Raw genomic sequence first — 23,968 nt, forward strand, 5'->3', positions numbered from 1 at the left:
TCCGGTCCTGTGCCGTGGGAGGCACGCGCCGTACCGTCCCCCGCGGTGGGTGACGCGTACCACGCATTCGCGACAATATGCGTATACCTCCTTCACGCCTAGCTCCTTCCGGCCTACCTCCTTACGGCACTAGCGGCCCGGGTCGTCGGCCGGAGGCGGGCGGGGCCGCGGCCGCCGTGCACCGTGCGGGCTAGGATCCGGGCCATGGCGCAGACCATGAGCGAGGTTGACCGGTTCGAGGCGGCCAGGCCCCGGCTGGCGGCCCTCGCCTACCGCCTCCTCGGTTCCGCGAGCGAGGCCGAGGACGCCGTTCAGGAGACGTATCTGCGCTGGCAGGCCGCCGACACCGGCCGTATCGAGGTCCCCGAGGCATGGCTGACGAAGGTCCTCACCAACCTGTGCCTCAACCAGCTCACCTCGGCCCGCGCGCGGCGCGAGACCTACGTGGGCCAGTGGCTCCCCGAGCCGCTGCTCGCCGGGGACCCGATGCTCGGCCCGGCCGACACCGCCGAACGGCGCGAGTCCGTGTCGTACGCCGTCCTGACCCTGCTGGAGCGGCTCACACCCGGCGAGCGCGCGGTGTACGTGCTGCGGGAGGCCTTCGACTACCCGCATCGGGAGATCGCCCGCATCCTCGACATCACCGAGGCCGCCAGCCAGCAGACCTTCCACCGGGCCAAAAAGCATGTCGCGGCCGGCAAGGCGCGCGCCGAGGTCGACGAGGCCGCCGCCCGGCGGATCATCGAGGAGTTCCTCGTGGCCGCCACCAGCGGCCGGACCGAGCCGCTGGTCCGGCTGCTCACCCAGGACGCGGTCGCGGTCGGCGACGGCGGTGGGAAGGTGCCGGCCCGCGCCAAGGCGTTCGAGGGCGCCCTCGCGGTCGCGACGTTCATGCGGGGCCTGTTCAAACCGGGCCCGGCCCAGCGCGCCCTGGCCGGCGGCCCGGTCGAGCTCTACGCCACGACCGCCAACGGCGGCCCCGCCCTGGTGGCGGTCGTCGACGGCCGGGTCTTCGGCGTCGTGTGCCTGGAGATCACTCCCGAGGGCATCGCCGCGTTCCGTAACCAGGTCAACCCCGACAAGCTCGAACGCGCGACCAGACGGTGGGCGGCCACCGACCACGGCGAGCCGTTGCTCCGCCTCTTCTGACTTCACGGCATCTGCTGTGAGCTGCTTCACTCCGCGTTCCTGTCAGGAAACGGTGGGCCGTCCGGTTCAAGGGGCGACCCGCTGACAGAGCCCGCTGACAGGAGCACGGACATGCAGCACCGCATCGTCGTCCTCGGAGCCGGATACTCCGGAGCCATCGCCGCCGGCCGTCTCGCCAGGCGGCTGCACCGCGAAGACGCCGCCATCACCCTCGTCAACGCCGAACCCGACTTCGTCGAACGCGTCCGGATGCACCAGCTCGCGACCGGCCAGGACCTCAGGGGCCGGCCCCTCGCCGAGATGTTCGCGGGCACGGGCGTGGAGTTGAGGCTCGCGAGGGTCACCGCCGTGGACGCCGACCGGAAGACGGTCACCACGGTCGAAGCGGGCGGCGCCGAGGAGATGCTGCAGTACGACACCCTCGTGTACGCCCTCGGCAGCGCCTGGAACGACCAGGGCGTACCCGGCACCGCCGAGCACGCCCATGAGATCGCGAGCCGCCCCGGGGCGCTCCGGCTGCGCGGGCGCCTCGCCGCCCTGACGGCCGGACAGCCGGTGCTCGTGGTCGGCGGCGGGCTCACCGGCCTGGAGGCCGCAACCGAGATCGCCGAGGCCCGCCCGGACCTCGCCGTCGCCCTCGCCGCCCGCGGCGGCCTCGGCGACCGGCTCTCGCCCAAGGGCCGCCGGCACCTGCGGAAGGTCGTCGACGGGCTCGGCATCACCGTGCACGAGCACACCGCCGTCACCGCCGTGGCGGCCGACCGGGTCACCACCGCCGAAGGCGGGACGATCCCAGCGGTGGTCACGGTGTGGACCACCGGCTTCACCGTGCACCCCCTCGCGCGGGCCACCACGCTGGAGGTCACCGGCTCCGGCCGGATCGTGGTCGACGGGACCATGCGGTCGGTCTCGCACCCGGACGTGTACGCCGTCGGCGACGCGGCGATGGCGACGGGCCCCGGCGACAAGCCGCTGCGGATGTCGTGCGCCACCGGCGCCCCGATGGCGTGGCAGGCAGCCGACACCATCGCAGCCCGCCTGACCGGCGGAAAGCTCCCGAAGGTCCCGCTCCGCTACTTCAACCAGTGCATCTCGCTGGGCCGCGGGCAAGGCCTGATCCAGTACGTCACGGCGGACGACCGCGCCGTAGGGGCGACGCTGACCGGACGCACCGCAGCCCTCTACAAGGAACTGGTCTGCAAGGGCGCGGCCTGGGCCGTGGCCAACCCGACACTCGGCCTCCCGACCCGCACCCGCCGCGCGGTCGCGAAGCCGCCCCGGACACCGGAGAAGACCACCACCCCGGCCTGACCCGCCCCGGGCGCCGGGGAGCCGCGACTCACCGGCCGCTCCGCAGGCCCGTGCCATGATCCGTACGTGCTGCGGATACCGGGACACGGCGTGGACTACCTGATCCATCACCCGGCCTGGCAGGTGGCGGAGACCCGGGCGGGGCTCACCCTGCCAGAGCAGACACTCACGGCGGTGTTGGTCAGCCCGGCAGTCGGGCGGCGCAAGCCGGTTCGGACGAGGCTGACCCCGCTCTTCCGGACGGAGGACGACGCACAGGGCGTCGCCAGCACGGCCTGACTCGGCCAGCAGGCATTCAGGCAGATTTCAGGTTCGATATGTCACGGTTGTCACAATAGCGCCCGTTTCGGGGCAGCTCAGTTCAACGGAGTGCTCGACCGAGAGCCGGGGTGGGCGCTCTGCCGTCGGACGAACAGGAGCGTGCAGATGGGTGAACCGGAGACCACCACCGACTTCGACGCACCGCGTGTGGCGAGCACGACGAAATCTGTGGTGAAGAAACTTCCTGAGGTCACCCTGGCGTTCTGGATCATGAAGATCGCCGCGACGACTCTCGGGGAGACGGCAGGCGACCTCTTCGCGCAGACGTTGAAGCTGGGCTACTTCCTCACCACGATCGCCCTGTTCGGGATCTTCGTGGTCACCCTGGTGGTCCAGCTGCGGTCCAATCGCTACAACCCGTTCTTCTACTGGACGGTGATCCTGTCGACCAGCATGGCCGGGACCACGATGTCCGACTTCATGAACCGCGACGCCAGCGCCAAGTACCTGTCGTCGGGCGCGACTTCCCTGGGGTGGGGACCGCAAGGGCTCGGGATGGGCTACCCCACCGGGGCCGCGATCCTCATCTCGATGCTCCTGTCGATCTTCCTGGTCTGGAAGCTGAGCGGGATGACGTTCCAGATCCGCGACATCGTCACCTTCCGTGGCGAGGTCCTGTTCTGGTCAGCGATCCTCGTGTCCAACACGCTCGGCACCTCCATGGGTGACTTCCTGTCCGACAGTTCCGGCCTCGGCTACGCCGGCGCCGCGCTCCTGGTGACCGGGCTGCTCCTGGTGCTCGTCGTGCTGATGAAGGTGCCCGCAGTGCCGAACGTGGCGCTGTTCTGGATCGGCTTCGTCCTCACCCGTCCTCTCGGCGCCACCGCGGGTGACTTCCTCACCAAACCCGTAGCCAAGGGCGGCCTGAACCTCGGCACCTTGGGATCTTCCGCCGTCCTCCTCGCGGTTCTCCTCGGCATGATGGCCTACGCCCACCGACGCGAGCGCAAGGCTCTCGCCGCACAAGCCCAGCCCGAGCCCGTCAGCGAGTGGGCAGGCTGACCTTGAACCGGGCCCCGGAACGGTACTCGGGATCAAAGGAGACCTCGTCCCCGATGGCGCGGCGGGGTCTGTGATCTTGATGTGGCCATGACCAGCCGGTGATCTCGGATTCACCTGCACGTGCTGTGAGGCGCGTCAGAGCTGCCGATGAACTACATGGTCGAGGCCCCGGCCGCTCCAGTCTGCGCGTGAGCGCAAAGGGAACCAACGGTTGTGCGGGTCCGCCGGCGGCCCGATGCCCGATCGAGGTGGCCCGCACGGTGAATGCCTCCGGGGTGGTGGGCCCTGCCGGACAGCAGATCACCGTCGGAGTTCCGCTGGCCGGGCAACGCGTGAGGCTCGGCTCGACGGTCCGGTGATGCAGGTCGTCGCGGACGGGATGCCGGTGCGGACCCTGCCGTGTCCCATCGCGCCCCAGCGGAGGGCTTACATCACTCAGGAGTTCTTGGGTGCAGCCTGCTGGACCACCTCGAAGGACCACAGGGTCGACCCCGTGGCGGCCGGCTTCGGCTTTTCGTCACGCTCCGAATCGCCGCCCTGGTGCGCCGCCTTCATGGGCCCCTCCATCCACGCCTGGAAGGACTCCTCGTCGCGCCACCGCGTGTAGACGAGGTAGCTGTCAGTGCCTTCCACCGGCCGGAGAAGCTCGAACCACTCGAATCCGTCGGAGCTCTCCACCGCGTGGGCCCGGGAGGCGAACCGCTTCTCCAGCGTTTCCCGCTGCTCGGCCGGCACGGTCAGTACGTTGATCTTGACTACGCTCATGAGCCCATCCTGCCGCAAGGGTGATCAGGAGGGCGTGAGCGACCAGCCAGCCCGCTTCCTCGACGGTGACCTCGTCATCCTTTCGCCACAGCGGCACCTCGACCGCCAGGTTGATCGGGCCTGCCGACCGGTGCACCGGGTCTCCCACGTCAGCCATCGAACTGTGAAACTACTTCGCAACTCGGTTGTGTTGACGTCGCTCAATTAATTTCACTGTGCAATCAGCGCGGGGGCGTGATGAAGCTTCTCCTTACCGACTCCGGTGTCAGGAACGCAAGCATGCGGGCGGCGCTGGTCGATCTCCTGGGCAAACCGATCGCCGAGGCCGGCGCCCTCTGCATCCCGACCGCGGGGTACGGGGGCAAGTACGGGGAACCGGGCGGGCCATGGCGTTTCATCAGCGGACGGTCCCCCAGCCCCATGACCGAGTTGGGGTGGAAGTCGGTGGGCGTGCTGGAGCTCACCGCGCTGCCCGGCATCGACAACGAACGCTGGGTCTCCTGGGTCCGAGAGGCAGACGCCCTGCTGGTGAACGGCGGCGACGCGCTGTACCTGTGCCACTGGATGCGGGAGTCCGGACTGGCCGGCCTCTTCCCGTCGCTGCGCGACACGGTCTACGTAGGGCTCAGTGCCGGGAGCATGGTCCTGACTCCGCGTATCGGGGAGGAATTCATCGGCTGGAAGCCGCCCACCGGTGACGACAGCGCACTGGGAGTCGTCGATTTCTCCATCTTCCCGCACCTCGACAGCCCGGACTGTCCGGAGAACACCATGGCCGAGGCGGAACGGTGGGCCGCCGGGATACAGGGTCCGGCGTACGCCATCGACGCACAGACCGCCATCAAGGTGACCGACGGCGGCGTCGAGGTCGTCTCCGAGGGGCACTGGAAGCAGCTCAACCCGGCACAATGAACGCCGACGACCTTCCCGTTCCGTACGTCGCTCCTGGCTGCGCCGACGGGTTCATCCCTGGGGTGTTCGACCATGCCACAGCAGCCTCAAAGAAATTCATCCAACCCACGTACAACCCTTACCTCTTGACGCGGGTCTTCTGATCGCCGGACACCATTGACTCCGGCCGTCCGCCGGGTGCGGACGGCCCCCGCATGCCGCAGGAGACAACCCGCATGCACACGTTCCCGCGACTCGCCCTCGCGACGGCCACCGCTGCCGCGCTGACGGGCGGTCTGCTCACGTTCTCGGCGGCCTCGGCCACGGCCGCGGACTCCTTCAAGGTCGCGCGCGCCGACTTCAACGGCGACGGTATCGGCGACATCGCCACCTCCGCGGCCACCGCCTACGTCAGCGGCCACAAGGACGCCGGGCAGGTCGTCGCCCTCTACGGCTCCGCCTCCGGCGTCACCACCGCCAAGCGCACCACCCTCAGCCAGAACAGCGCCGGTGTCCCCGGCACCGCCGAGGCCGGCGACGCCTTCGGCTACGAACTGGCGTACGCCGACTTCAACGCCGACGGCTACGACGACCTCGCCGTCTCCTCCCCGTACGAGAAGGTCGGCAGCGACACCAACGGCGGTACGGTCACCCTCCTGTGGGGCTCCAAGAGCGGCCTCACCGGCAAGGGCGTGGACCTCAAGGACCCCTCCCCGAGCGGCCACGACTACTGGGGGCTGAACCTCGCCGCCGGTGACTTCGACGGGGACGGCAAGGCCGATCTGGCCGTCGGCAGCTCGGCGGCCACCCTGTGGGTGTTCAAGGGCGGAATCGCGAGCAACGGCACGCCCGGCGGCCGTTACACCGTCAAGCCGCCGATCGAGCCGGGCACCGACAAGGACCCGTACGGCCCGATGAACCTCACCGCCGGTGATGTCAACGGCGACGGCCGCACCGACCTGATCGTCGACGGCTACGAGACGAAGACCTCGCGGCACTGGAACACCAACTACTGGCTGCCGGGCACCTCCAGGGGCCTGACCGCGACCGGCGCCAAGGCGCTGAAGAACGGCATCGTCACCGGTGTCGGTGACATCAACGGCGACGGCTTCGGCGACATCGTCAGCGGTGCCTCATGGGACACCACCACCGACGACGGCGCCGCCGTCCCGGACTCCGCCAACGGCGGCCGGGTGGCCGTCACCTACGGCTCCGCCTCCGGCCCGGCCAAGGCCACCATGTTCAACCAGAACTCCGCGAACGTCCCCGGCACCTCCGAGAAGGGCGACGGCTTCGGCTGGGACCTCGACCTCGGCGACATCAACGGCGACGGCTACGCCGACCTGGCCGTCTCCACCCCGAACGAGGACATCGGCAAGAACACCAACACCGGCCAGGTCACCGTCTTCTACGGCTCGAAGACCGGGATCAACATCACCTCCGGCGCCCAGTCCTTCGCGCAGAGCACGGCCGGCGTCCCCGGCGACGACGAGAAGAACGACCTCTTCGGCGCCGACGTCAAGCTCGACGACGTCACCGGCGACGGCAGGGCGGACCTGGTCATCGGCTCGTACGAGAACGGCGCCGACGGCGCGGTCACCTACCTGCCGTCCAACGGCTCGAAGATCACCACGACCGGTTCCCGTGCCCTCGCCGCAAGCAAGCTGGGCGTGTCGACGACCGGCACCCCGCAGCTCGGCGCCGTCTTCGCCGACTGACCCGAGCGTCAAGTACCCCTTCCCACCCGGCAGTCGGGCGGGCCTGCCGGTCGTACGGCCGACAGGCCCGCCCCTCCCGAAGGACACAGGACCCCATGCGCAAGCGCACCCTGCTCCTCGCCACGGCCCTCACCACCGGGCTCCTCACCGCGCTCCCCGTCGCCTCCGCCTCCGCGGCCCCCTCGGGCCTGGCCGGTGACTTCAACGGCGACGGCTACCGCGATGTCGCCATCGCAGCCCCCTACATCGCCGTCGGCTCCGCGGACTCCGCCGGTGCGGTCGTGGTGCTCTACGGCTCGGCCACCGGGGTGTCGGCCGCCAAGCGCGCGGTGATCACCCAGAACACCGCCGGCGTCCCGGACACCGCCGAGGACGGCGACCGTTTCGGCAGCGGCCTGGCCACCGGTGACCTGGACGGCGACGGCTACACGGACCTGGTGGTCGGCGCCGAGTTCGAGAGCTTCGGCAGCCGCAGGGGCGTCGGTCAGGCGACCGTCCTGTGGGGCGGCAGGTCCGGCCTGTCCGGCGGCACCACACTCAGCCAGCCGGCCGACCTCCCCACCTGGGGCGGCTACGGCCACACCGTCGCTGTCGCCGACTTCGACGGCGACGGCAGGAAGGACGTCACCGTCACCGGCGCGTGGGGCACCCGCGTCTACAAGGGCCCGTTCACCCGCAGGGGCGCGGCGAGCAGCTTCACCCCCAACGTCGGCTCGACGTTCGAGGTCGCCGCGGGCGACCTCGACGGCGACGGCGCGGCGGAGTGGCTCTACCCGGTCTCCACGGACGACGACCTGGCGGGCTCCATCAGCTACTTCACGTACACCGGCGCCAAGTACGTCCGGAAGGAACTGCCGAAGGCCGACGGCACCACCGCGACGGTCGGCGACGTCAACGGTGACGGCTACGGCGACCTGGTCCTCGGCGACTACGAGGACCCGAGCACCGGCAAGCCCTCCGGCCACAAGGGCGGCCAGATCTACGTCTGGTACGGCAGCGCCACCGGCCCCGACCCGGCGCAGACGCCCACCGTGATCAACCAGGACACGGGCGGCGTACCCGACACGGGCGAGGCCGCCGACCGCTTCGGGGCCGCCCTGAGCGCCGGTGACGTCAACGGCGACGGCTACGCCGACATCGCGGTCGGCGTCCCCGGCGAGGGGGTGAGCGGCAAGAAGAGCGCGGGCGCCGTGACCATCCTGTACGGCTCCGCCGCCGGCCTGACCGGCAAGGGCGCCAAGACCTACACCCAGAACACCGCCGGCGTCCCCGGCACCGCCGAGACCTGGGACGAGTTCGGCGGCTCGGTCCGTCTGATCGACCTCAACAAGAACCGGCGCGCCGAACTGGTCGTCGGGGCGGGCGGCGAGGACGGCCAGCGCGGCGCCTTCACCGTCCTCAAGGGCGCCACCACCGGCCTGACCGCGTCCGGCGCCAAGACGTTCACCGCGGCGGACATGGGCCTCAAGAGCAACGGCTACTTCGGCGCCGTCATCACCCAGTGACGCATCCGCAGCGGATCCGTCACCTCACCACTTCACGGGGAAAGTCCATGCGCAAGCGCACCCTGATCCTGCTCGCCACGGCCGTCACCACCACCGGCCTGCTCACCGCCCTGCCCGCCGCCACCGCCTCCGCGGCCCCCTCGGGCCTGGCCGGCGACTTCAACGGCGACGGCTACCGCGACCTCGCGATCGCCGCGCCCGTCGCCAAGATCTCCGGCAAGTCCGGCGCCGGTTACGTGGCCGTCGTCTACGGCACCAAGAACGGCCTCGACACCAGCAAGCGCCAGATCATCAGCCAGGCCACCACCGGCGTCCCCGGCAACCCGGCCTCCGGCGACTACTTCGGCGACCGGATCACCACCGGCGACCTGGACGGCGACGGCTACACCGACCTGGTCGTAGGCGTCCACAGCGAGCGGATCGGCACCACCGACTCCTACGGCAACGTGACCGTGCTCTGGGGCGGGGCGAGCGGCCTCAAGGGCGCCAGCAACCTCTCCTCGCCGATGCCGAGGTACCGCAACGAACTCGGCTGGGCGCTGGCGGCCGGCGACTTCGACGGCGACGGCCACACCGACCTGGCCGTCGGCAACAACTCCACGCCGTCCCTGAACATCTTCCGCGGGCCCTTCACCCGCAAGGGCAAGGCAGCCGCCCTGGTCGGCATCGACACGGTCGCCCAGACCACGATCTACTCCGACAAGCTGATCGCGGGCGACGTCAACGGCGACGGGAAGACCGACCTGCTGGTCATGGGCCAGGAGGAGACCGCCTCCGGCGACTACCGCACCCGCAGCGTCCTGTACACCGGGACCAGCGGTGGTCTGAAGGTCGGCAAGAAGCTCGCGGGCGGCTACGACGCGGTCATCGCCGACATCAACAAGGACGGCTACGGCGACATCGTCACCGGCAACTTCATGGAGAAGTCGACCACCGAGCCGAACGGCGGCCTCGGCGGGGCGGTCACGGTGACGTACGGCGCGGCCGGCGGCGTCAGCAGCCGTACGCCCGTCAGGATCACCCAGGACACGGCGGGCGTCCCGGAGAAGGGCGAAAAGGGTGACGGCTTCGGCTGGAGCCTGTCCGCCGGGGACGTGAACGGCGACGGGTACCCGGACATCGCCGTCGGCGCCGAGGACGAGACCCTCGGCTCGGCGCGCAAGGCGGGCACGGTCACCATCCTGCGCGGCTCCGCCTCCGGACTGACCGGCGGCGGTGCCAAGCTCTTCGCCCAGAACACGGCGGGCGTTCCCGGCACCGCGGAGACCCTCGACTACTTCGGCGCGGCCGTCCGCCTCATCGACGCGAACGGCGACGGGCGAGCCGAACTGGTCGCCTCCGCCTCGAACGAGGACAAGGGCGCCGGCGCCGTCTGGCTCTTCAAGTCCACCACCGCCGGCATCACTGCGGGCGGCTCCAGGACCTTCACCGGCACCACCCTGGGCGGCCCGTCGGGGACCGCCTACTTCGGCGACGTACTGGAGGGCTGACATGCGTACGCGTACGGCGGCGGCCCTCGCCGCACTCCTGACCGCGGGCCTCGTCCCGCTGGCCGGCCCCGCCTCCGCCGCGCCGGCCAGGTACGCCGACGACTTCAACGGCGGCGGCTACCGCGACTTCGGCTCCGCCGTCCGCCTGGCCGACCTCAACCCGGAGCGGTGACCCTCGGGCCGACGTCGGTGGGCGTGTCGACGGCGGGGGCGCCCCAGCTGGGATTCACCATCGGCCAGTGACGCCCGGGCCCCCGCGGGGAGCCCCGTGGACATCCCTTGGACATCCCTTGGGGATCCCTTAGGGGATGTCACAGCTCTGCGGCAAAGGCGGGCTCGGGCGCCCGAGCCCGCCCCACGGATCTCCGGGACCAGGTACGTTCGATGACGTGGCTGGATTCAGGATCGGACGCGGTGGCCGGGACGACCGTGCCCCGCACACGCGACCGCAACAACCCGCGTACGGGCAGCAGGCGCCGCCCCAGAGCTTCGGCGGGCAGCCGGCGGGACCGTCGTACCCGTCGGCCCCGCAGCCCTACCCGCAGAACGGCGGTGGCGGCGGCTGGCCGCAGGGCCGCGGAGGCCACCCGGGGCAGGGGCAGCCCGGCGGCGACGGCCCCGAGTACTTCGGCGACGACCACGGCTACGGCGGCCAGAGCGCCGGCACTCCGGACCCGTACGCGGCGAACCAGCCGGGCCACACCCAGGCGTTCTCGGTCGACGAGGCCGACGGCTACACCCGGGGCGCGACCTACCACGCCGGCTCGGCCGCGCCGTCCGGCCCCGTCGGCCCGCGCCTGCACTGGAAGGACCTGCTGAAGGGGATAGTCCTCTCCCCGAACCAGACGTTCCTCCAGATGCGGGACTACACGATGTGGGGCCCCGCCCTCATCGTGACCTTCCTCTACGGCCTGCTCGCGGTCTTCGGCTTCGACGGCGCCCGCGCGGACGCGATAAACGCCACCCTCACCAACGCCGTCCCGATCGTCCTGACGACGGCGATCGCGATGGTGCTCTCCTCCTTCGTGCTCGGCGTGGTGACCCACACCCTGGCCCGCCAGCTGGGTGGCGACGGCGCCTGGCAGCCGACGGTCGGCCTGTCGATGCTGATCATGTCGATCACCGATGCCCCCCGCCTCCTCTTCGCCATGTTCTTCGGCGGCGACGCGGGCTTCGTGCAGATCCTCGGCTGGGCCACCTGGATCGCGGCCGGCGCCCTCCTCACCCTGATGGTCGGCAAGTCCCACGACCTGCCCTGGCCGAAGGCCCTGGGCGCGTCGGCGATCCAGCTGATCGCCCTGCTGTCGATCGTGAAACTGGGCACGTTCTAGCCCACACGCTGGTACGAGAAGGGCCCCCGGCGACTCGGCCGGGGGCCCTTGCGATGGTCCTTCGGGTGTGTCCGATGCCTCTGTCGGCACCTGTCAGGCGTCGAGAACCTGCCCGTCCCGCTTCACCACGGGCGGCTCCACACTCCACGGGAAGTTGATCCAGTCGTCGGTGCGCTTCCACACGTACTCGCACTTCACGAGGGAGTGGGACTTCTCATAGATCACCGCGGACCGGACCTCGGCGACCGTGTCGAGGCAGAAGTCGCGGACGAGCTTCAGCGTCTTGCCGGTGTCGGCGACGTCGTCGGTGATCAGCACCTTCTTGTCGCTGAAGTCGATGACGTTGGGGACGGGCGCGAGCATGACCGGCATCTCGAGGGTGGTCCCCACGCCCGTGTAGAACTCGACGTTGACCAGATGCAGGTTCTTGCAGTCGAGGGCGTAGGCGAGACCGCCGGCGACGAACACACCACCGCGGGCGATGCTCAGCACTATGTCGGGTTCGAAGCCGTCGTGGACGATGGTCTGCGCGAGCTCGCGCACGGCGACGCCGAACCGCTCGTAGGTGAGGTTCTCCCGTACGTCACTGCTCATGGCCGGTCCCTCACACCTGCGTCCGATGGAAGTTGAGGTAGGAGCGGGAGGCGGTGGGCCCGCGTTGCCCCTGGTAACGGGAGCCGTAGCGCTCACTGCCGTAGGGGTGCTCGGTGGGGGAGGTGAGCCGGAACATGCACAGCTGCCCGATCTTCATGCCCGGCCACAGTTTGATGGGGAGGGTCGCGAGATTGGACAGCTCAAGGGTGACGTGCCCGCTGAATCCCGGGTCGATGAACCCGGCGGTGGAGTGCGTGACCAGCCCGAGCCGCCCGAGCGAGGACTTCCCCTCCAGCCGCGAGGCGAGGTCGTCGGGCAGCGAGATGACCTCGTACGTCGACGCGAGAACGAACTCCCCGGGGTGGAGGATGAACGGCTCGTCGCCTTCCGGCTCCACCAGCCGGGTCAGGTCCGGCTGCTCGACGGAGGGGTCGATGTGCGGGTACCGGTGGTTCTCGAACACCCGGAAGAAGCGGTCCAGCCGCACATCGATGCTCGACGGCTGCACCATGGATTCGTCGTAGGGATCGATCCGTACCCGCCCGGCGTCGATCTCGGCCCGGATGTCCTTGTCTGAGAGAAGCACGTCCCGAGGATACGCAAGGCGCGCGGACCCACGACAATCGTGACAGTCCACGCGCCCCTGGTACTGCTGTTTGTCTGCTCTGCCCGGTACTGCTTCCCGCTACTGCTGCTTCTCGAGTGTGACGGGTACGACGCTGCGCAGCCGGGCGCACTTGGGACACCGGACGAGCCGTCCGGGGCCGAGCCGCTCGGCCTGCTGCATCGGGAACGAAGCGGTGCTGAACACGTGCCCTTCGGCACAGCGGACGACGGTGCGTTCCATCAAGTCCCTTGAGTCCCTTCCCCAGGAGCCGCGTCGGGCTTACTGCCGTGACGACGGAAAGCCACATTACGGGATCAAAGAGACGGCTCTCCAGGCGGCACTCCGGCTCACCCGGCCCCTCTCCCACGTCTCCACCGTACGCCCCAACTCCGGCCGTCCGCACGCGGATCCCACCCCTGACCCACCCCTGAAACGCACGCGAACCCCACGGTCTGAGCGCCGGGGGTCCTCGATGAGGTACAGTGAGCGGGCATTCGGGCACCGACCGGGTCGGCGTCTTACGCGGGTGTAGTTTAATGGTAGAACATCAGCTTCCCAAGCTGAGAGCGCGAGTTCGATTCTCGTCACCCGCTCCAGCAGAAACCCCCAGGCCAGAGGCCCGGGGGTTCTTTGTTGTCTAGACCGGTGGGGTGGGTGCGCACCACTAGCGCACCATTAGCTCTCGGCGGCCTCCTCGTTGTGGTGCGCGTCGTGGTGCGCGGGGGTGTCGTGGTGGCTCTCGTCGTTGTGGCGTTTCGCACGCTCGGCGCGGACCAGGTCGTCGAGGCCGGCGGCGACCTCGCGTTGCCTCTCCTCGTCGGAGTGCTGATAGATCAGCGCGGCCTTCTCGGAGGACTGGCCCGCGCGGACCATCGTGTCCTTGAGGGTTGCGCCGGAACGCGTCGAGAGCGTGTGGCCGGTGTGACGAAGGTCGTAGAAGCGGAAGCCGTCCGGGAGGCCGGCGACCGCGCGGGCCCGTCGCCACTTGCGCCCGAAGGAGGTCCGCCGGAAGGGCGCGCCCTTCTCGCCCACGAAGACCAGACCATCCGGCCCCTTCTCGGCGTACCAGGAGAGATGCCGCTTCACGTCCCTGTGGAGGAAGGCCGGGAGGACGACGGTGCGGACACCCGCGTCCGACTTGGTCTCGCCGGGGGCGCGCTTGCCGTTGGTCCGTTCTGGCTCAGCGACGCGGACGCGGATCACGAGATTGTCGGGGTCGACGTCTCGGCGACGCAGGCCCGCGAGTTCTTCGGGGCGCATCGGGCCGTAGGCGCCGAGGTAGATCATGAGGCGCCAGCGGATACCGATCGCTTCGGCGAGGGCGTCGACCTGGGCGACGGTGGCGATACGACGTTCGGCGGCTGACTCCTTGCCCGCGCCCTTGATCCGGCACGGGTTGCGGCTGATCAGTTCGTCGTCGACGGCGGTTTCCATGATGGCTTTGACGAGCCGGTACGCCTTGGCGACGGTCGTCTTGGCACCGGTCGCCCGCAGCCGCTCAGTGCGCCACTCACGGACGCGAGGGGCGGTGATCTCGTCCAGGTCGAGGGCGGCGAAGGCCGGGAAGATGTGGACCCTGAGGAGGTCTTCGTACAGGTCCACTGTACGAACGGACAGTTCCCGCTCTTCGACCCACTTCTCGGCGTGCGTCCGGAAGTTGACCGCTCCCGCGTCGGGGGCCCGCCAGTTGCCACGGGTGAGATCCGCTTCTACCTGGGACAGCCAGATCTCCGCGTCCTTCTTGGTCTCGAAGGTGTCGTCCGCGCGGGTGCGTTCACCGTCGGGCCCGAGGTAGGAAGCCGTCCAGCGGCCAGAGCGGTACTGCCGAACCGCCCCGAAACGTCTGCGGTTGCCCTTCTTGTTGGCCATCAGGCAGCCCTCCGCACGACGGTGCGGCGAAGCCGGATGGGTTCGACGGTCCGGGCGCCGATGTACTCGTTGACCGCGCTCTCCGGGATGCGTACGTGCCGGCCGACCTTCACGTACCGGATGCGCCGCTCTTCGATCAACCGCCGGGGGAAGCGGGCGGACGTGCCGAGCAGCTCGGCGACCTGGTCGACGGACAGGTAGCGGTCGGTCGTCATGCGGTCGGTTCCCCTTCCGTTCCGAGGGCTGGTTCGATGGATGCGGCAAGCCAGGTCTCGGCGGCGCTGAGGCCGGTGCCGGCGAAGACCCAGTGCGCGAGGACGTACGTCGTGTCCGGCTGAGAGTTGGCGGCTGCTGTCGCCGCCTGTGCACGGCGCCATTCGGCGCGGGCGTCGCGGAGGGCGCCCAGGGTGGTCGAGTAGCGGCGGGATTTGGTGGAGAAGTGGCCGCGGAAGCCGAGCATGTGGGCCCAGGCGCGCAGGCGGAGGTGTTCAAGGTCTTTGCGTGCGCCGAGGGTCAAGGCGGCTCGCTCCGCTCACCGCGCGCGGCCCGGCCCCCGGCCGGGCCTGCGCTCCTGTCTCCGCCCCGCTCCAGCCCGGCCGGCGCCCGTGCCGCGCACAGCAATCAGCCGCCTGATGCCAGAGAGGGGGTACGTCGTGGCTGGGGCGGTCAGCTCCGCGATTTTAGGCAGCCACTTTGGCGCGAGCCTCGAAGATCATGGCCCCAACGTCGTGCTTTACCGGGCAGGTCCGCCACCTGCCCGACGCGCCGGAAGCTTACGGGGCCATGATCACTCGCGCCAAAGCAGCTCCAGCCCAAAATCGCTCCGCCGGCCGCTCGTATGGCGCCGCACAGAGCTGGGAATCATCCCCCTCAAACGAGGCATGGACGAACGGCTTGGTAGCAGATTCCGGCAGAACAAAGAAACAAGGGGCAAAACATGGAATTTTGGCGAAACAGGCACCTCTCATGGGGTATTACTGTTGCTACAATCGCCACCGTCGCGCTGACCCCAGTAATCCTCAAAGGTCTCTCATTCCTCGGAGGAGACTGGCAATCGCTCAGCAACGTCGGACAAGCCTACGGATTCCTATCTGTGATCTTCTCGGGCGCAGCACTAATTGGGGTTGCAATATCTCTCACCTATCAAGCCCACCAGACCAACATATCCAACGAGGAAGAGCGGCGGGCCGCGCACCGCGAGCTGGCGCTTATGTCGATCAATGATCCTGAGCTTCTCGTTTGCTGGCAACCATCACAAAGCCCACTCCCTTTGGCCCTAACAAGGCAACTCCACTTCACGCACTTGATCGTTACGCAATACTACTCCGATTACTTGCTCAAGCGTGTGAATGACGAGGCAACGCGCGTCCAGCTTGAGTTGCACTTCCGGGGCGAGCGAGCACGAGATCATTGGGTCGATCGTTCCGTAGGTTGGCGCGAGTTTGCAGAGGCGACAGGGGATGCGCGGCAGATTCGATTTGTCGGCCTGATGGATGAGGCATACGAAAATGCTGTAGCTGCCGGACCGTCGATAGCAGCCTCCTCTTATTTCGCCACTGATCCCGGATAATAATCCCGCGTGGATCTGTGATGAATTTGTACAGCAGCGGAGTACAGCAACCACAGCAAACGGCAACGCCCCGCACCGGCTCTCATAAGCGTCATGGCAACCTGCATGACCTTCAATGACCGATCTCTATAGACCTACGGATCACAAGGTGTGAGGGGGGTGGGTACGGAGCCATTCGGCTTCCCGGGACCGTGCCGGTCCGGAGACTCCTATCCGGCCACCCCCCTTGGCCGCCGTGTTCCTCGGTGAGGACATCGAACCGGCCCATCTCCGCTAGGGAAGCTAACAGCCGCCGCTGACAATGGGCTTGAGGCCACGTCTGGTGCCGACGCTGGACGTGCCAGATTCGTGCCAGGTCGGGCGGGGAGCAGCGGGGAATACCGGGGACTGAGCCAGCGGTCGGCCGGACGCCGACACCGCTCCGCCCCAGGTCAGCAGAGCGATCGGCCCTGGATCACCTCAGCTTCCCAAGCTCAGAGCTTCAGTTGGAAGCCCGGCGCGGTTGTCGCTCCTCGGCGTTCAACGCGTTGCTGATCTCCCGCAGGCGCCCTTCGGTCAGGGCGAAGGCGTTGCGGGGGTTTCGGTAGGAGTGCCCGCCGTCGTTGATCCAGACGCCGTCTGCTGACCTCCAGTGAGCAAGCTCCCATTGGCCCTGGTTCTCCAGGAGCATCCCGGCTACTTCGGCGGGCTCTTCGATCAAGGTGAGAGTGGCAAGCGCGGCAGTGAGGGGAACCGCCGCGTCGTCCGGGAGCCGCGCATCGCCGAGCGTCGGGAAGAGCAACAGGAGGCGAGCGTCGGTATCGCCGACGCCCTCTGGTGCCGGCTGGCGAGCAGCGGACAGCAGTTCCGTCCAGGCCGTGCCGGGCCCCATGAAGTGGCCGTCCTCCACTGCGAGGGTTTCCGCTGCGGGCCAAGCGGGGTGATGCATCAGGTAGTCCACCCCACGGTCTCCCTCGAAGTTGCGGTAGACGACGTAGATGGTGTGGCCGGAGCGCAGGGGCACGCTAAACACCGGCCACTCATGGTCGGCGGAGAGTGCGCGGTACAGCTCCATGGCCGCGTCCCAGTCGGCACCGAACGCGGCTCGTTGCGCGTCCTCACCGCGCAAGCAAGTACCGAGGTGCACCGGCCAGAACAAGGGGTCGTCCAGATAGGCGCTCCCTGCGACCAGAGGGCCGCCTTCGTATCCCGGGATCTGCAGCACCTGAGGATCATGGCACGAGGCGCGGAGACTCCTACTTCTGTGCCTTCGACAGGATGCGCATACGGCATCGCACCACAACCGCACCAGATCGAGCGGGGAACAGCGGGGAACCACGGTAAAAGCAGCCCAGCCCGGCGGAGCCATAATCCGACCGTTCGCCCAGGCCAGCGCCTGGACGACCCCCAAATGCCCGCAGCTTCCCAAGCTGAGAGCGCGAGTTCGATTCTCGTCACCCGCTCCATGGAGAAGGCCCAGGTCAGAGACCCGGGCCTTTTTGCTGTCCATCGTGATCAGTTGTCGCGTGCCGGATTCGTGCCGAAGCGTTGGCCGTCTGGATCGACGGCGCTGTCGTACCGCATGGCCGTAGTTTCCTGGTAGGTCCGTCCGCTCGGGGAGCTGATGGACTCCCCAAGCGCGGGTCGATACGTGCGAAGCGGTTCTCGGTACCGTGTGGTCAGCTGCCGGAGAGCCAGTCCGCCAAGTCGTAGACGGTGTGGCAGTAGGGGTCGTGGACGTCCTTGCGCATGCGTTCCAGCTCGCCCAGCAGAAGGACCGGGAGCGCGGCGTGCACCGCTGTTACGCCGACTGTGACGGAGCCTTTCTCGTCTTGGAGGGGGAGGTCGATGCCGAACGGGGGTGCGTCCTGTGATTCGGGGGTGTCCAGGTAGAGGCGGCACGTTGTCCGGTCGAGGAGGAAGAAGCCGCGCAGGCGCAGTTCTGGAGGCTCTTCCGGCTCCGGAGGGAGGGAGAATGCGGCCGCCGCGGCGTGCAGTGCGTCCGGAACCTCGAAACGTGGCTCGGCGACAAAGGCTTGAACGAGGGCGGATGCGTCTATCACGGGGATCCCGAAGGCGTCGCGCGGTGCCTCCGAGATTTCGCGTTCCGAGCGGTCGGCCGTCACGCCGCGCAGCGCGGCTGCTAGGTCCCCTGCGGGGATGTTCCCGCCCTGGGTGTCCGTGAGCGGTACGTCGAAGGCGACGGAGCTGTCGAGTCGCTGCCCGTCCCAGAGGACGACGCGGCCGGCGCCGGGCCGGTCCGGAGAGATCACCACGCCTCGGACCAGCCGGACGTCCGGTCCGAACGTGAAGGCCGTGACACGGCTGAGCATTTCGTGTGCCAGCCCTGCCTGCAGACCGGAAAGGCCCGTCTCGTCCCATGCCATCGAGTGCTCCGTCATACTCGGTTCAACGCGTCCGGGCATTTGTTGACACCCTGGCAGAACGCCGTGATCACACCGATCTTGTCGTCGGTGTCGGCGAGCTTGTACTTGTGGTCGCTGGTCTCCCAGTGGTACTGCGCAATGACCTTGACCTTGGCGAGAATGATCCCGAGGGTGTCGTACAGCACAGCGCCGTACACCTTGCGGGTCCTCGTGCTCCCTCGCTCGGGATGCTCGTTCACCGCTGCCTTGATGACTTTCTCGCTGTGAATGTTGTGCGGTCCGGAGAAGTGGACCCAGCCGAAGGACCGGTTTCCCTGACGGGTTGGGATGTAGCGCCCGTCCTTGTCATGGGCCACGAACTTCACCACGCTCCAGTGGCTGCTCGCGGCATCATCGTCTGCCGCCGCGTCACCCTCGCCGGTATCGGAGTCGACAGCGGCGACGGCCCTGTTCGTGTTGTCCGCCGCGGCGGAATCTGCCACGGAGTCCGAATCGGCCACGGCTTCGTAAGTGAGCCCCTGCTGGGTTGCTCTGGCGGCTCCGAAGGTCTGGACGTATTGCTCTTCGGAAGCGAGGAGAAGCTGCCCCCGGTCTCCACCCGCGTCCGTTGTACTGTAAACAGTGCTGGTCTGTACCGAGTTTGTGGTCCCGTCGGTGACACCGGAACCGTCGGCGTACGCCGGGGCAGCTCCGAGTGTCACGGATCCGAGCAGCACAAACGAAGCCAGTTTGGCTTTCACGTATTCCCCCATGTTCCTGTGTTCTGATGCGAGGCACTTTGGTGCCGGAGGATGCCGTGGTCAGCGGCATCGCGCCGGATCCTTTCGGGTACAGCCCTCTCACGTTGGAGTACGGCGCTGACCTGCGGCTTCACGTCAACCATCGGCAGGTGGGCGCAGTGAGAGCACCCAGCATGCCCGTCCCGAACGGCGCAGGAGCTGGCGCGGCGCGCCGAGCGTGGTTCATTTCGCCGTGCCCAGTGCCTGATCGGTTCCCATCCGTTTGCTGCGGGGCCGGGAGGGTCGCCGGCGCCGGTCTCGTACCGGCCAGAGCAGGACATATGCGGTGGAGACGACGACGAAGCCCAGCCGGATCAGGCCGCGGGCCGCGTCACCGGGAACGACGAAGACCGTGCCGTACAGGGTGATCAGACCGATCCAGCTCCACCAGGGCACCAGGCGCCGCTGTCCGATCACATCCCACAGCAGTGTGCCCAGCAGGACGGAGGCGGTGTAGTACGTGTAGACGCTGGGGTCCAGGGCGATCCGGGCGTTGGCGCCGAGGAGGACGACGGCTGGCCAGCGGCCTCGCCAGACCGCGATGCAACCCAGCGCCAGCCCCACCGTGGCCTGTGCCGGCCGGTCCCAGGGAGGGGTTCGCGGATTGTTGACGCCGAGCCAGTGCAGCGCGGACGCGGGCTGGGTGGGGATGGTGAACTGGGCTGCGGTCAACGACTGCGGGGCACTGAGGAGGAACGGCAGCCAGGCGAGCGCGACCAGAGCCGCGCACCACAGACCCGCGCGCAGCCACTGCTCCCTTCGCAGTGCGAGCAGCAGCGGCAGGAAGGCCAGCGCGGTCGGTTTGGAGTCCATGGCCAGAGCCAGGAAGACGCCCGTCGCAACGGGGTTGCCGCGGGTGAGAGTACATACGGCAAGGGACGTGAAGAATAGTGCCAGTACGTCGTCGAGATGGCCGAAACGGACGGCGACCTCGATCCACATCGGGATGAAGGCCAGGCCCGCGATCAGGACCCGCTGGCGCAGTCGCTGGTGATTGGTGCCCGTGCCCAGGAGATGCCAGGCGGCGCTGCGTCCGACCACCACCAGGATGAGCAGACCGAGCAGCGACATCACACCGGCGGCCAGGAACTGCCCGACGGACTCGGAAAGAGGGTTGAACAGGCCCGCCGCCAGGAAGCTGACGGGACCCATCTGGAGTTCGGGGTGGTGGGCGTACAGATTCAGGCCGCCATCCGCCCTGCCCGAGCCCGCGTAGAGCAACTCCCCACCAGTACGCAGGTAGTGCCAGGAGAACCCTCCGTGCGGCTGGACCACGGCGAACCAGAGGACTGTCCAGGCGGTGAGCAGCAGCAGGTGTACCCGCTGGCTGATGGCCGACACGCTTTCTCACTTTCGGTTCTTGTCGCCTTGCTCGGTTCCCCTGCGTCATGCGCCCCTCTGTGAGATGGCCGGAAGGCAGGGCAGGTTCTCGGCGTAAGGTAAGAAGCGGCCGCCCGGGCCGCTGAGCCGGCCAGGCTGAGGCTCGCAAGGATGCGGCCGGTCCATCCCATGCGCAGTCGACGGCTCCTCCCAGCCGACCTGCGCGTCAAAGAGCTCCGGACCGGGAGAAGGCGGCATGGGCAGGGCGCTCGCCCACGTCACGGCGTCGTGCCCATAGCGTGCCCTTCAGAGCGGACAACCACGGTCGACAACGGCGTCACCAGGCTCCCACGCCCGTAGCAGCACAATGAATCTGCGCAGGTCAGAAGGTAGGAGGCCGTGCAAGCGCCGTCGCTTCCCAAGGTGAGAGCGCGAGTTCGATTCTCGTCACCCGCTCCAGAGCGAACCCCAGGTCAGTGACCTGGGGCTTATGTGTTGTCGGAGGATCCCCGGCCGGACAGCGGAGTCGCCCTCATCGCCCTGGCGTGGCGGAGGCAGCGGCTCGTTCGGCGGACGTGATCAGCGTCGGCTTCAGTCGGGCCGTTGTGTGCGGTTTTCGTGAGCCAGCCCGTCCGGGTGGGCCGCCGTACGCTGCCCGAGCCCGAAGGGAAGCACCAGGGCCCGGAGCACAACCGCGTCCGACGGCCGGGGAGGCCGGAGACCGGAACGGTCCGGCGGTGGACGGACCGTCCCGATGTCCTGCCAGCCCCACGACAGGAGGGCGTCGCAGGCCGCCGAGTCGGCCTGATCCACCAACGTCGCCCCGAGCGAGGCGTGATGGTCGGCGAGCAGGCGTTTCTGGAGGCGGCGGGCGAGGTCCGGGGCGTCCGTGTGAGGGTGCACCAGGGTCTCGGTGATCGCGAAGACGTGTCCGGACGCGGTGAGTTGTTCGACGCTCCGTGGCAGGGGCCCGCCGAACCCCCGCCACCACGTCCCCTCGCGCCGTAGCGGGAATCCGTAGGCACACCCGGCGAAGGCCTTGTTCTCCGCGACCAGCAGGGCGAAGCCGGGCTGCCTGATGGCGCCGGTCAGCCGCCGTAGAAACGCCTCCCGGTCCCGGTACTCCTCGCCGGGCTGCGCCCGGGAGGACTCCACGTACAGATCGGCCAGGTCCTCCTTGAGGGTCTCGGCCTGCCAGCGGTTCAGCCGGCGCAGGCGTAGCGCATCGATGGTGGGCGGTCTGCTTCCGTCGCCGTGCGGCGGCCGATCCCGCCGGGGCGAGGCCGTCACGGCGTACCGCCCGCGGTGACGGGAATCCGGCGCGATCGTGCGCGACCGGTGAGTACCGGGTGAAGCAGGAATCCGGAGCCGGTGATCTCGATGACGCGGGCCATGGCCTGCGACGGGTAGTGCAGTCGCAGGGTCATACCGGCGTCCGTGACAAGCCGGAATGCCGTGAGGAAGGCGTCGAGTCCGCTGGCGTCGCAGAAGGTGACCGCCGTGAGGTCGACGTCGATGCTGCGGATGCCGTCCCTCAGGCACTCGGCAAGCGCCTCGCTCACCTGCGGTGCCGTGGCGAGGTCGATCTCTCCCGCGAGGGTGAACAGAGCGCGGGTGTCGCGGTCGTGCCGGTAGACGTTCAGTTGTGGGAGGGGCATGGATCCTCTGTTCGGACGTATGGGGTGTGGGTGCGGGTGGCCGTGCGCGGTGACGGACGGAAGGAACTCCCGATGCGGCGAACCGGGTTGATGAACCCGGTCCCGATATCGGCCTCCGGCGACGGACTGCGCGCTGTGCGATCGGATGGGCTACGGGCCGGGAGCGCCGGCCGGTACACGCGTCCGGTCGGCGGGGGTGACGCCGGTGGTGGTGAGGAGCCGCCCGGCCGAGGCGCCGCTTTCGTCCCGCAGGGCCATGGCCATCGCGGGCGTCGTCTCCATCCGCAGGACCGCGGTGCCGGGGAGTACCGGCTGCCCGCTGGTGTCCGCCAGAAGCCTCAGGGGAGCCACGGGGACTCACCCCACTCGCTTCCGGATGGGGCGTCCCCGCACGGTCGCCCGGGAGCGGCCGTGGTGGAAGGCGGCGATGCCGTCGCTGTGCTGCCGGTTGAGCAGGTGGATGAGGAGCACGCCCAGAGCGATCATCGCCATGACGACGACAACGGCCACGAAGGTCTCCACGGCCCTCACATCCCCGACGGCCGAATGGAAGTCGCGGCAGGTGCGGCGGATCGGTCTCTGCCCGTGGCCATGACTGCCGGGATCCGGGGTCGAGGCAGTGCGGCGGGATCATGGGCCCCGTGTCCGCCCTCGGAGTCCCAGACCGCCTCCACGGCCCGGTCGGTCTCGGACACCGTCCGCAGACGCGCCGCCTCCTCCATCAACCGGCTCGCGGTCGACGTACCCAGCGGGTCGCTCGCGGCGGCCATCAGCCAGGCGGCCGAGACCTGGTCCGTCGCCGGCGGTATCACCAGCAGGTTCCACCGGCCCACGCGGTAGGAGAGCAGCAGCAGTTCGTGCGGGTCCTGCTGGGCCAGGAACCAGCCCACCTTCACCACATGCCCGGCGACGGGCACCTTGCGTGGAACGACCGGCCAGTGGGTGGGATTCACCGTGACCCGGGTGATCCGCCCCCACAGCGGATCCAGCACGGCGGTCAGGGTGGGGAGTTCGGCCCCGAGATCACGGGAGCGGGGCCACCATGCGCCGTCCAGGAGAGCAGGTGCGGGACCGACGGGAGCCAGCGACAGGCGGAGAGGGGGCGAAGAGGGTGGGGGCGACGACGACAACCGGTCTTCGAGTGTCGGCGAGAGGGAGATGGCCGCAGTCATGACGCGAACCCTGCCCCGGGCCGACCGCGATCGGCCCGGCCTATTCAATCGCCGAAAACGACACGGGCGTGGTAGCCGGTGCGCGAAATATCCTCGGTAAGCCCACCGTACTCCTCGGACAAGCCGAACGGACCGTCGTGCCGGCGGATGAACCGCCCCCCGCGCTCCTCTTCCGGACTGTCTCCTTCGGACGGGCCCAGTCCCAAGACGCCGTCCGGAGAACCGACTGAGCACCAGGCGGAGACAATCGATGCCCGATGGCGAGGACGAGGTCCCCCCAAGGCGGCTGCAGGCGGCGTATCGCCGGGGGAAGGGGGGACCCGGTCATACGTCCCACTCCCAGCGACCCCCGAGCGGAGCATGAAACCCCTGATGCCCGAAATACGCATCGGGCATAGGGTGAAAGCAGGTCGGCACACTCTCACGTGCGACCGGCCTGGAAGGGCGACCCCGGTGTGTATACGCCGGGGTCGTTGGAGGACGGCCGACGCGCCATCGGAAGCAGGTTGTGGCCACCGTCGGCCCGGTTCGATCAGATCGGTACCCCGGG

General features: G+C 68.8%; 26 protein-coding genes, 1 tRNA gene and 1 pseudogene. 12 read left to right on the plus strand and 16 right to left on the minus strand.

Annotation, left to right across the window (positions count from 1 at the left end; genetic code table 11):
- Positions 1–204 precede the first annotated feature (204 nt).
- From sigJ to ACZ7OO_RS12185, 4 genes are all read left to right on the plus strand, one after another.
- Positions 205–1,149, plus strand: a complete 945-nt coding sequence (gene sigJ, locus ACZ7OO_RS12170; RefSeq protein ID WP_471504037.1) for an RNA polymerase sigma factor SigJ — start codon at positions 205–207, stop codon at positions 1,147–1,149.
- 111 nt (positions 1,150–1,260) lie between these two features.
- Positions 1,261–2,460, plus strand: coding sequence for an NAD(P)/FAD-dependent oxidoreductase (locus ACZ7OO_RS12175; protein WP_471504039.1), 1,200 nt, complete (start codon positions 1,261–1,263; stop codon positions 2,458–2,460).
- A 66-nt stretch (positions 2,461–2,526) separates the two neighbouring features.
- A complete protein-coding gene (locus tag ACZ7OO_RS12180) occupies positions 2,527–2,739 on the plus strand; it encodes a hypothetical protein (protein WP_471504041.1) in 213 nt (70 codons plus the stop codon).
- A gap of 147 nt (positions 2,740–2,886) precedes the next feature.
- Complete coding sequence (locus ACZ7OO_RS12185) at positions 2,887–3,783, plus strand: COG4705 family protein (RefSeq protein ID WP_471504043.1); 897 nt, start codon at positions 2,887–2,889, stop codon at positions 3,781–3,783.
- A gap of 435 nt (positions 3,784–4,218) precedes the next feature.
- On the opposite strand, the gene ACZ7OO_RS12190 is transcribed toward ACZ7OO_RS12185, so the two are convergent.
- Positions 4,219–4,548, minus strand: a complete 330-nt coding sequence (locus tag ACZ7OO_RS12190) for an antibiotic biosynthesis monooxygenase family protein (RefSeq protein WP_471504045.1) — start codon at positions 4,546–4,548, stop codon at positions 4,219–4,221.
- Positions 4,549–4,785: 237 nt separating this feature from the next.
- Between ACZ7OO_RS12190 and ACZ7OO_RS12195 the strand changes: the two genes are divergently transcribed.
- The 6 genes from ACZ7OO_RS12195 to ACZ7OO_RS12220 all read left to right on the plus strand — a co-directional run bounded on the left by ACZ7OO_RS12195 (position 4,786) and on the right by ACZ7OO_RS12220 (position 11,483).
- Positions 4,786–5,460 carry a Type 1 glutamine amidotransferase-like domain-containing protein gene (locus ACZ7OO_RS12195; RefSeq protein WP_471504047.1) on the plus strand — a complete coding sequence of 225 codons (675 nt, stop codon included), beginning with the start codon at positions 4,786–4,788 and terminating at the stop codon, positions 5,458–5,460.
- Positions 5,461–5,675: 215 nt separating this feature from the next.
- Entirely contained in the window at positions 5,676–7,157 is a 1,482-nt protein-coding gene (locus ACZ7OO_RS12200; protein WP_471504049.1) for an FG-GAP and VCBS repeat-containing protein, read from the plus strand.
- Positions 7,158–7,252: 95 nt separating this feature from the next.
- Positions 7,253–8,662: an FG-GAP and VCBS repeat-containing protein gene (locus ACZ7OO_RS12205; protein WP_471504051.1), complete on the plus strand. Its 1,410-nt coding sequence runs from the start codon at positions 7,253–7,255 to the stop codon at positions 8,660–8,662.
- Positions 8,663–8,709: 47 nt separating this feature from the next.
- Positions 8,710–10,152 (plus strand): FG-GAP and VCBS repeat-containing protein, encoded by a 1,443-nt coding sequence (locus ACZ7OO_RS12210; RefSeq protein ID WP_471504053.1) that lies wholly within the window; start codon positions 8,710–8,712, stop codon positions 10,150–10,152.
- Position 10,153: 1 nt separating this feature from the next.
- Complete coding sequence (locus ACZ7OO_RS12215; protein WP_471504055.1) at positions 10,154–10,324, plus strand: hypothetical protein; 171 nt, start codon at positions 10,154–10,156, stop codon at positions 10,322–10,324.
- 136 nt (positions 10,325–10,460) lie between these two features.
- Entirely contained in the window at positions 10,461–11,483 is a 1,023-nt protein-coding gene (locus tag ACZ7OO_RS12220) for a Yip1 family protein (protein WP_471504057.1), read from the plus strand.
- A 93-nt stretch (positions 11,484–11,576) separates the two neighbouring features.
- On the opposite strand, the gene ACZ7OO_RS12225 is transcribed toward ACZ7OO_RS12220, so the two are convergent.
- From ACZ7OO_RS12225 to ACZ7OO_RS12235, 3 genes are all read right to left on the minus strand, one after another.
- Positions 11,577–12,077, minus strand: a complete 501-nt coding sequence (locus ACZ7OO_RS12225) for a phosphoribosyltransferase (protein WP_471504059.1) — start codon at positions 12,075–12,077, stop codon at positions 11,577–11,579.
- 10 nt (positions 12,078–12,087) lie between these two features.
- Positions 12,088–12,663 (minus strand): dCTP deaminase, encoded by a 576-nt coding sequence (dcd, locus tag ACZ7OO_RS12230; RefSeq protein WP_352221558.1) that lies wholly within the window; start codon positions 12,661–12,663, stop codon positions 12,088–12,090.
- Between the two features lie 99 nt (positions 12,664–12,762).
- Entirely contained in the window at positions 12,763–12,924 is a 162-nt protein-coding gene (locus ACZ7OO_RS12235; protein WP_471504061.1) for a hypothetical protein, read from the minus strand.
- A gap of 282 nt (positions 12,925–13,206) precedes the next feature.
- Between ACZ7OO_RS12235 and ACZ7OO_RS12240 the strand changes: the two genes are divergently transcribed.
- Positions 13,207–13,280, plus strand: a tRNA-Gly gene (locus ACZ7OO_RS12240).
- A 79-nt stretch (positions 13,281–13,359) separates the two neighbouring features.
- Here the strand turns inward: ACZ7OO_RS12240 and ACZ7OO_RS12245 are convergent.
- From ACZ7OO_RS12245 to ACZ7OO_RS12255, 3 genes and pseudogenes are all read right to left on the minus strand, one after another.
- Complete coding sequence (locus ACZ7OO_RS12245) at positions 13,360–14,553, minus strand: tyrosine-type recombinase/integrase (protein ID WP_471504062.1); 1,194 nt, start codon at positions 14,551–14,553, stop codon at positions 13,360–13,362.
- Positions 14,553–14,768, minus strand: a complete 216-nt coding sequence (locus ACZ7OO_RS12250) for an excisionase family DNA-binding protein (protein WP_471504064.1) — start codon at positions 14,766–14,768, stop codon at positions 14,553–14,555. The genes ACZ7OO_RS12245 and ACZ7OO_RS12250 overlap by 1 nt, the downstream gene beginning before the upstream one ends.
- Positions 14,765–15,079: pseudogene (locus ACZ7OO_RS12255) on the minus strand (replication initiator); the annotation flags it as partial. The pseudogene ACZ7OO_RS12255 and the gene ACZ7OO_RS12250, both read right to left, overlap by 4 nt.
- A gap of 411 nt (positions 15,080–15,490) precedes the next feature.
- On the opposite strand from ACZ7OO_RS12255, the gene ACZ7OO_RS12260 reads away from it, so the two are divergent.
- Complete coding sequence (locus ACZ7OO_RS12260; protein WP_471504066.1) at positions 15,491–16,123, plus strand: DUF6082 family protein; 633 nt, start codon at positions 15,491–15,493, stop codon at positions 16,121–16,123.
- 481 nt (positions 16,124–16,604) lie between these two features.
- Here the strand turns inward: ACZ7OO_RS12260 and ACZ7OO_RS12265 are convergent, their stop codons facing one another.
- From ACZ7OO_RS12265 to ACZ7OO_RS12305, 9 genes are all read right to left on the minus strand, one after another.
- Positions 16,605–17,327: a hypothetical protein gene (locus ACZ7OO_RS12265; protein WP_471504067.1), complete on the minus strand. Its 723-nt coding sequence runs from the start codon at positions 17,325–17,327 to the stop codon at positions 16,605–16,607.
- 454 nt (positions 17,328–17,781) lie between these two features.
- Positions 17,782–18,489, minus strand: coding sequence for a hypothetical protein (locus tag ACZ7OO_RS12270; RefSeq protein WP_471504069.1), 708 nt, complete (start codon positions 18,487–18,489; stop codon positions 17,782–17,784).
- Positions 18,490–18,500: 11 nt separating this feature from the next.
- Positions 18,501–19,229: a hypothetical protein gene (locus ACZ7OO_RS12275; protein WP_471504071.1), complete on the minus strand. Its 729-nt coding sequence runs from the start codon at positions 19,227–19,229 to the stop codon at positions 18,501–18,503.
- Between the two features lie 222 nt (positions 19,230–19,451).
- Complete coding sequence (locus tag ACZ7OO_RS12280) at positions 19,452–20,609, minus strand: hypothetical protein (protein ID WP_471504073.1); 1,158 nt, start codon at positions 20,607–20,609, stop codon at positions 19,452–19,454.
- 570 nt (positions 20,610–21,179) lie between these two features.
- Positions 21,180–21,878: a hypothetical protein gene (locus tag ACZ7OO_RS12285; RefSeq protein WP_471504075.1), complete on the minus strand. Its 699-nt coding sequence runs from the start codon at positions 21,876–21,878 to the stop codon at positions 21,180–21,182.
- Positions 21,875–22,246 (minus strand): STAS domain-containing protein, encoded by a 372-nt coding sequence (locus ACZ7OO_RS12290; RefSeq protein ID WP_471504077.1) that lies wholly within the window; start codon positions 22,244–22,246, stop codon positions 21,875–21,877. Before ACZ7OO_RS12290 ends, ACZ7OO_RS12285 begins: the two co-directional genes overlap by 4 nt.
- A gap of 150 nt (positions 22,247–22,396) precedes the next feature.
- A complete protein-coding gene (locus ACZ7OO_RS12295; RefSeq protein WP_471504079.1) occupies positions 22,397–22,597 on the minus strand; it encodes a hypothetical protein in 201 nt (66 codons plus the stop codon).
- Positions 22,598–22,603: 6 nt separating this feature from the next.
- Complete coding sequence (locus tag ACZ7OO_RS12300; RefSeq protein WP_471504081.1) at positions 22,604–22,768, minus strand: hypothetical protein; 165 nt, start codon at positions 22,766–22,768, stop codon at positions 22,604–22,606.
- A 5-nt stretch (positions 22,769–22,773) separates the two neighbouring features.
- On the minus strand, positions 22,774–23,418 hold the full coding sequence (locus ACZ7OO_RS12305) for a DUF5994 family protein (RefSeq protein WP_471504083.1): 645 nt from the start codon (positions 23,416–23,418) through the stop codon (positions 22,774–22,776).
- Positions 23,419–23,968 lie beyond the last annotated feature (550 nt).

The organism is Streptomyces sp. NPDC111744, from assembly GCF_055634995.1.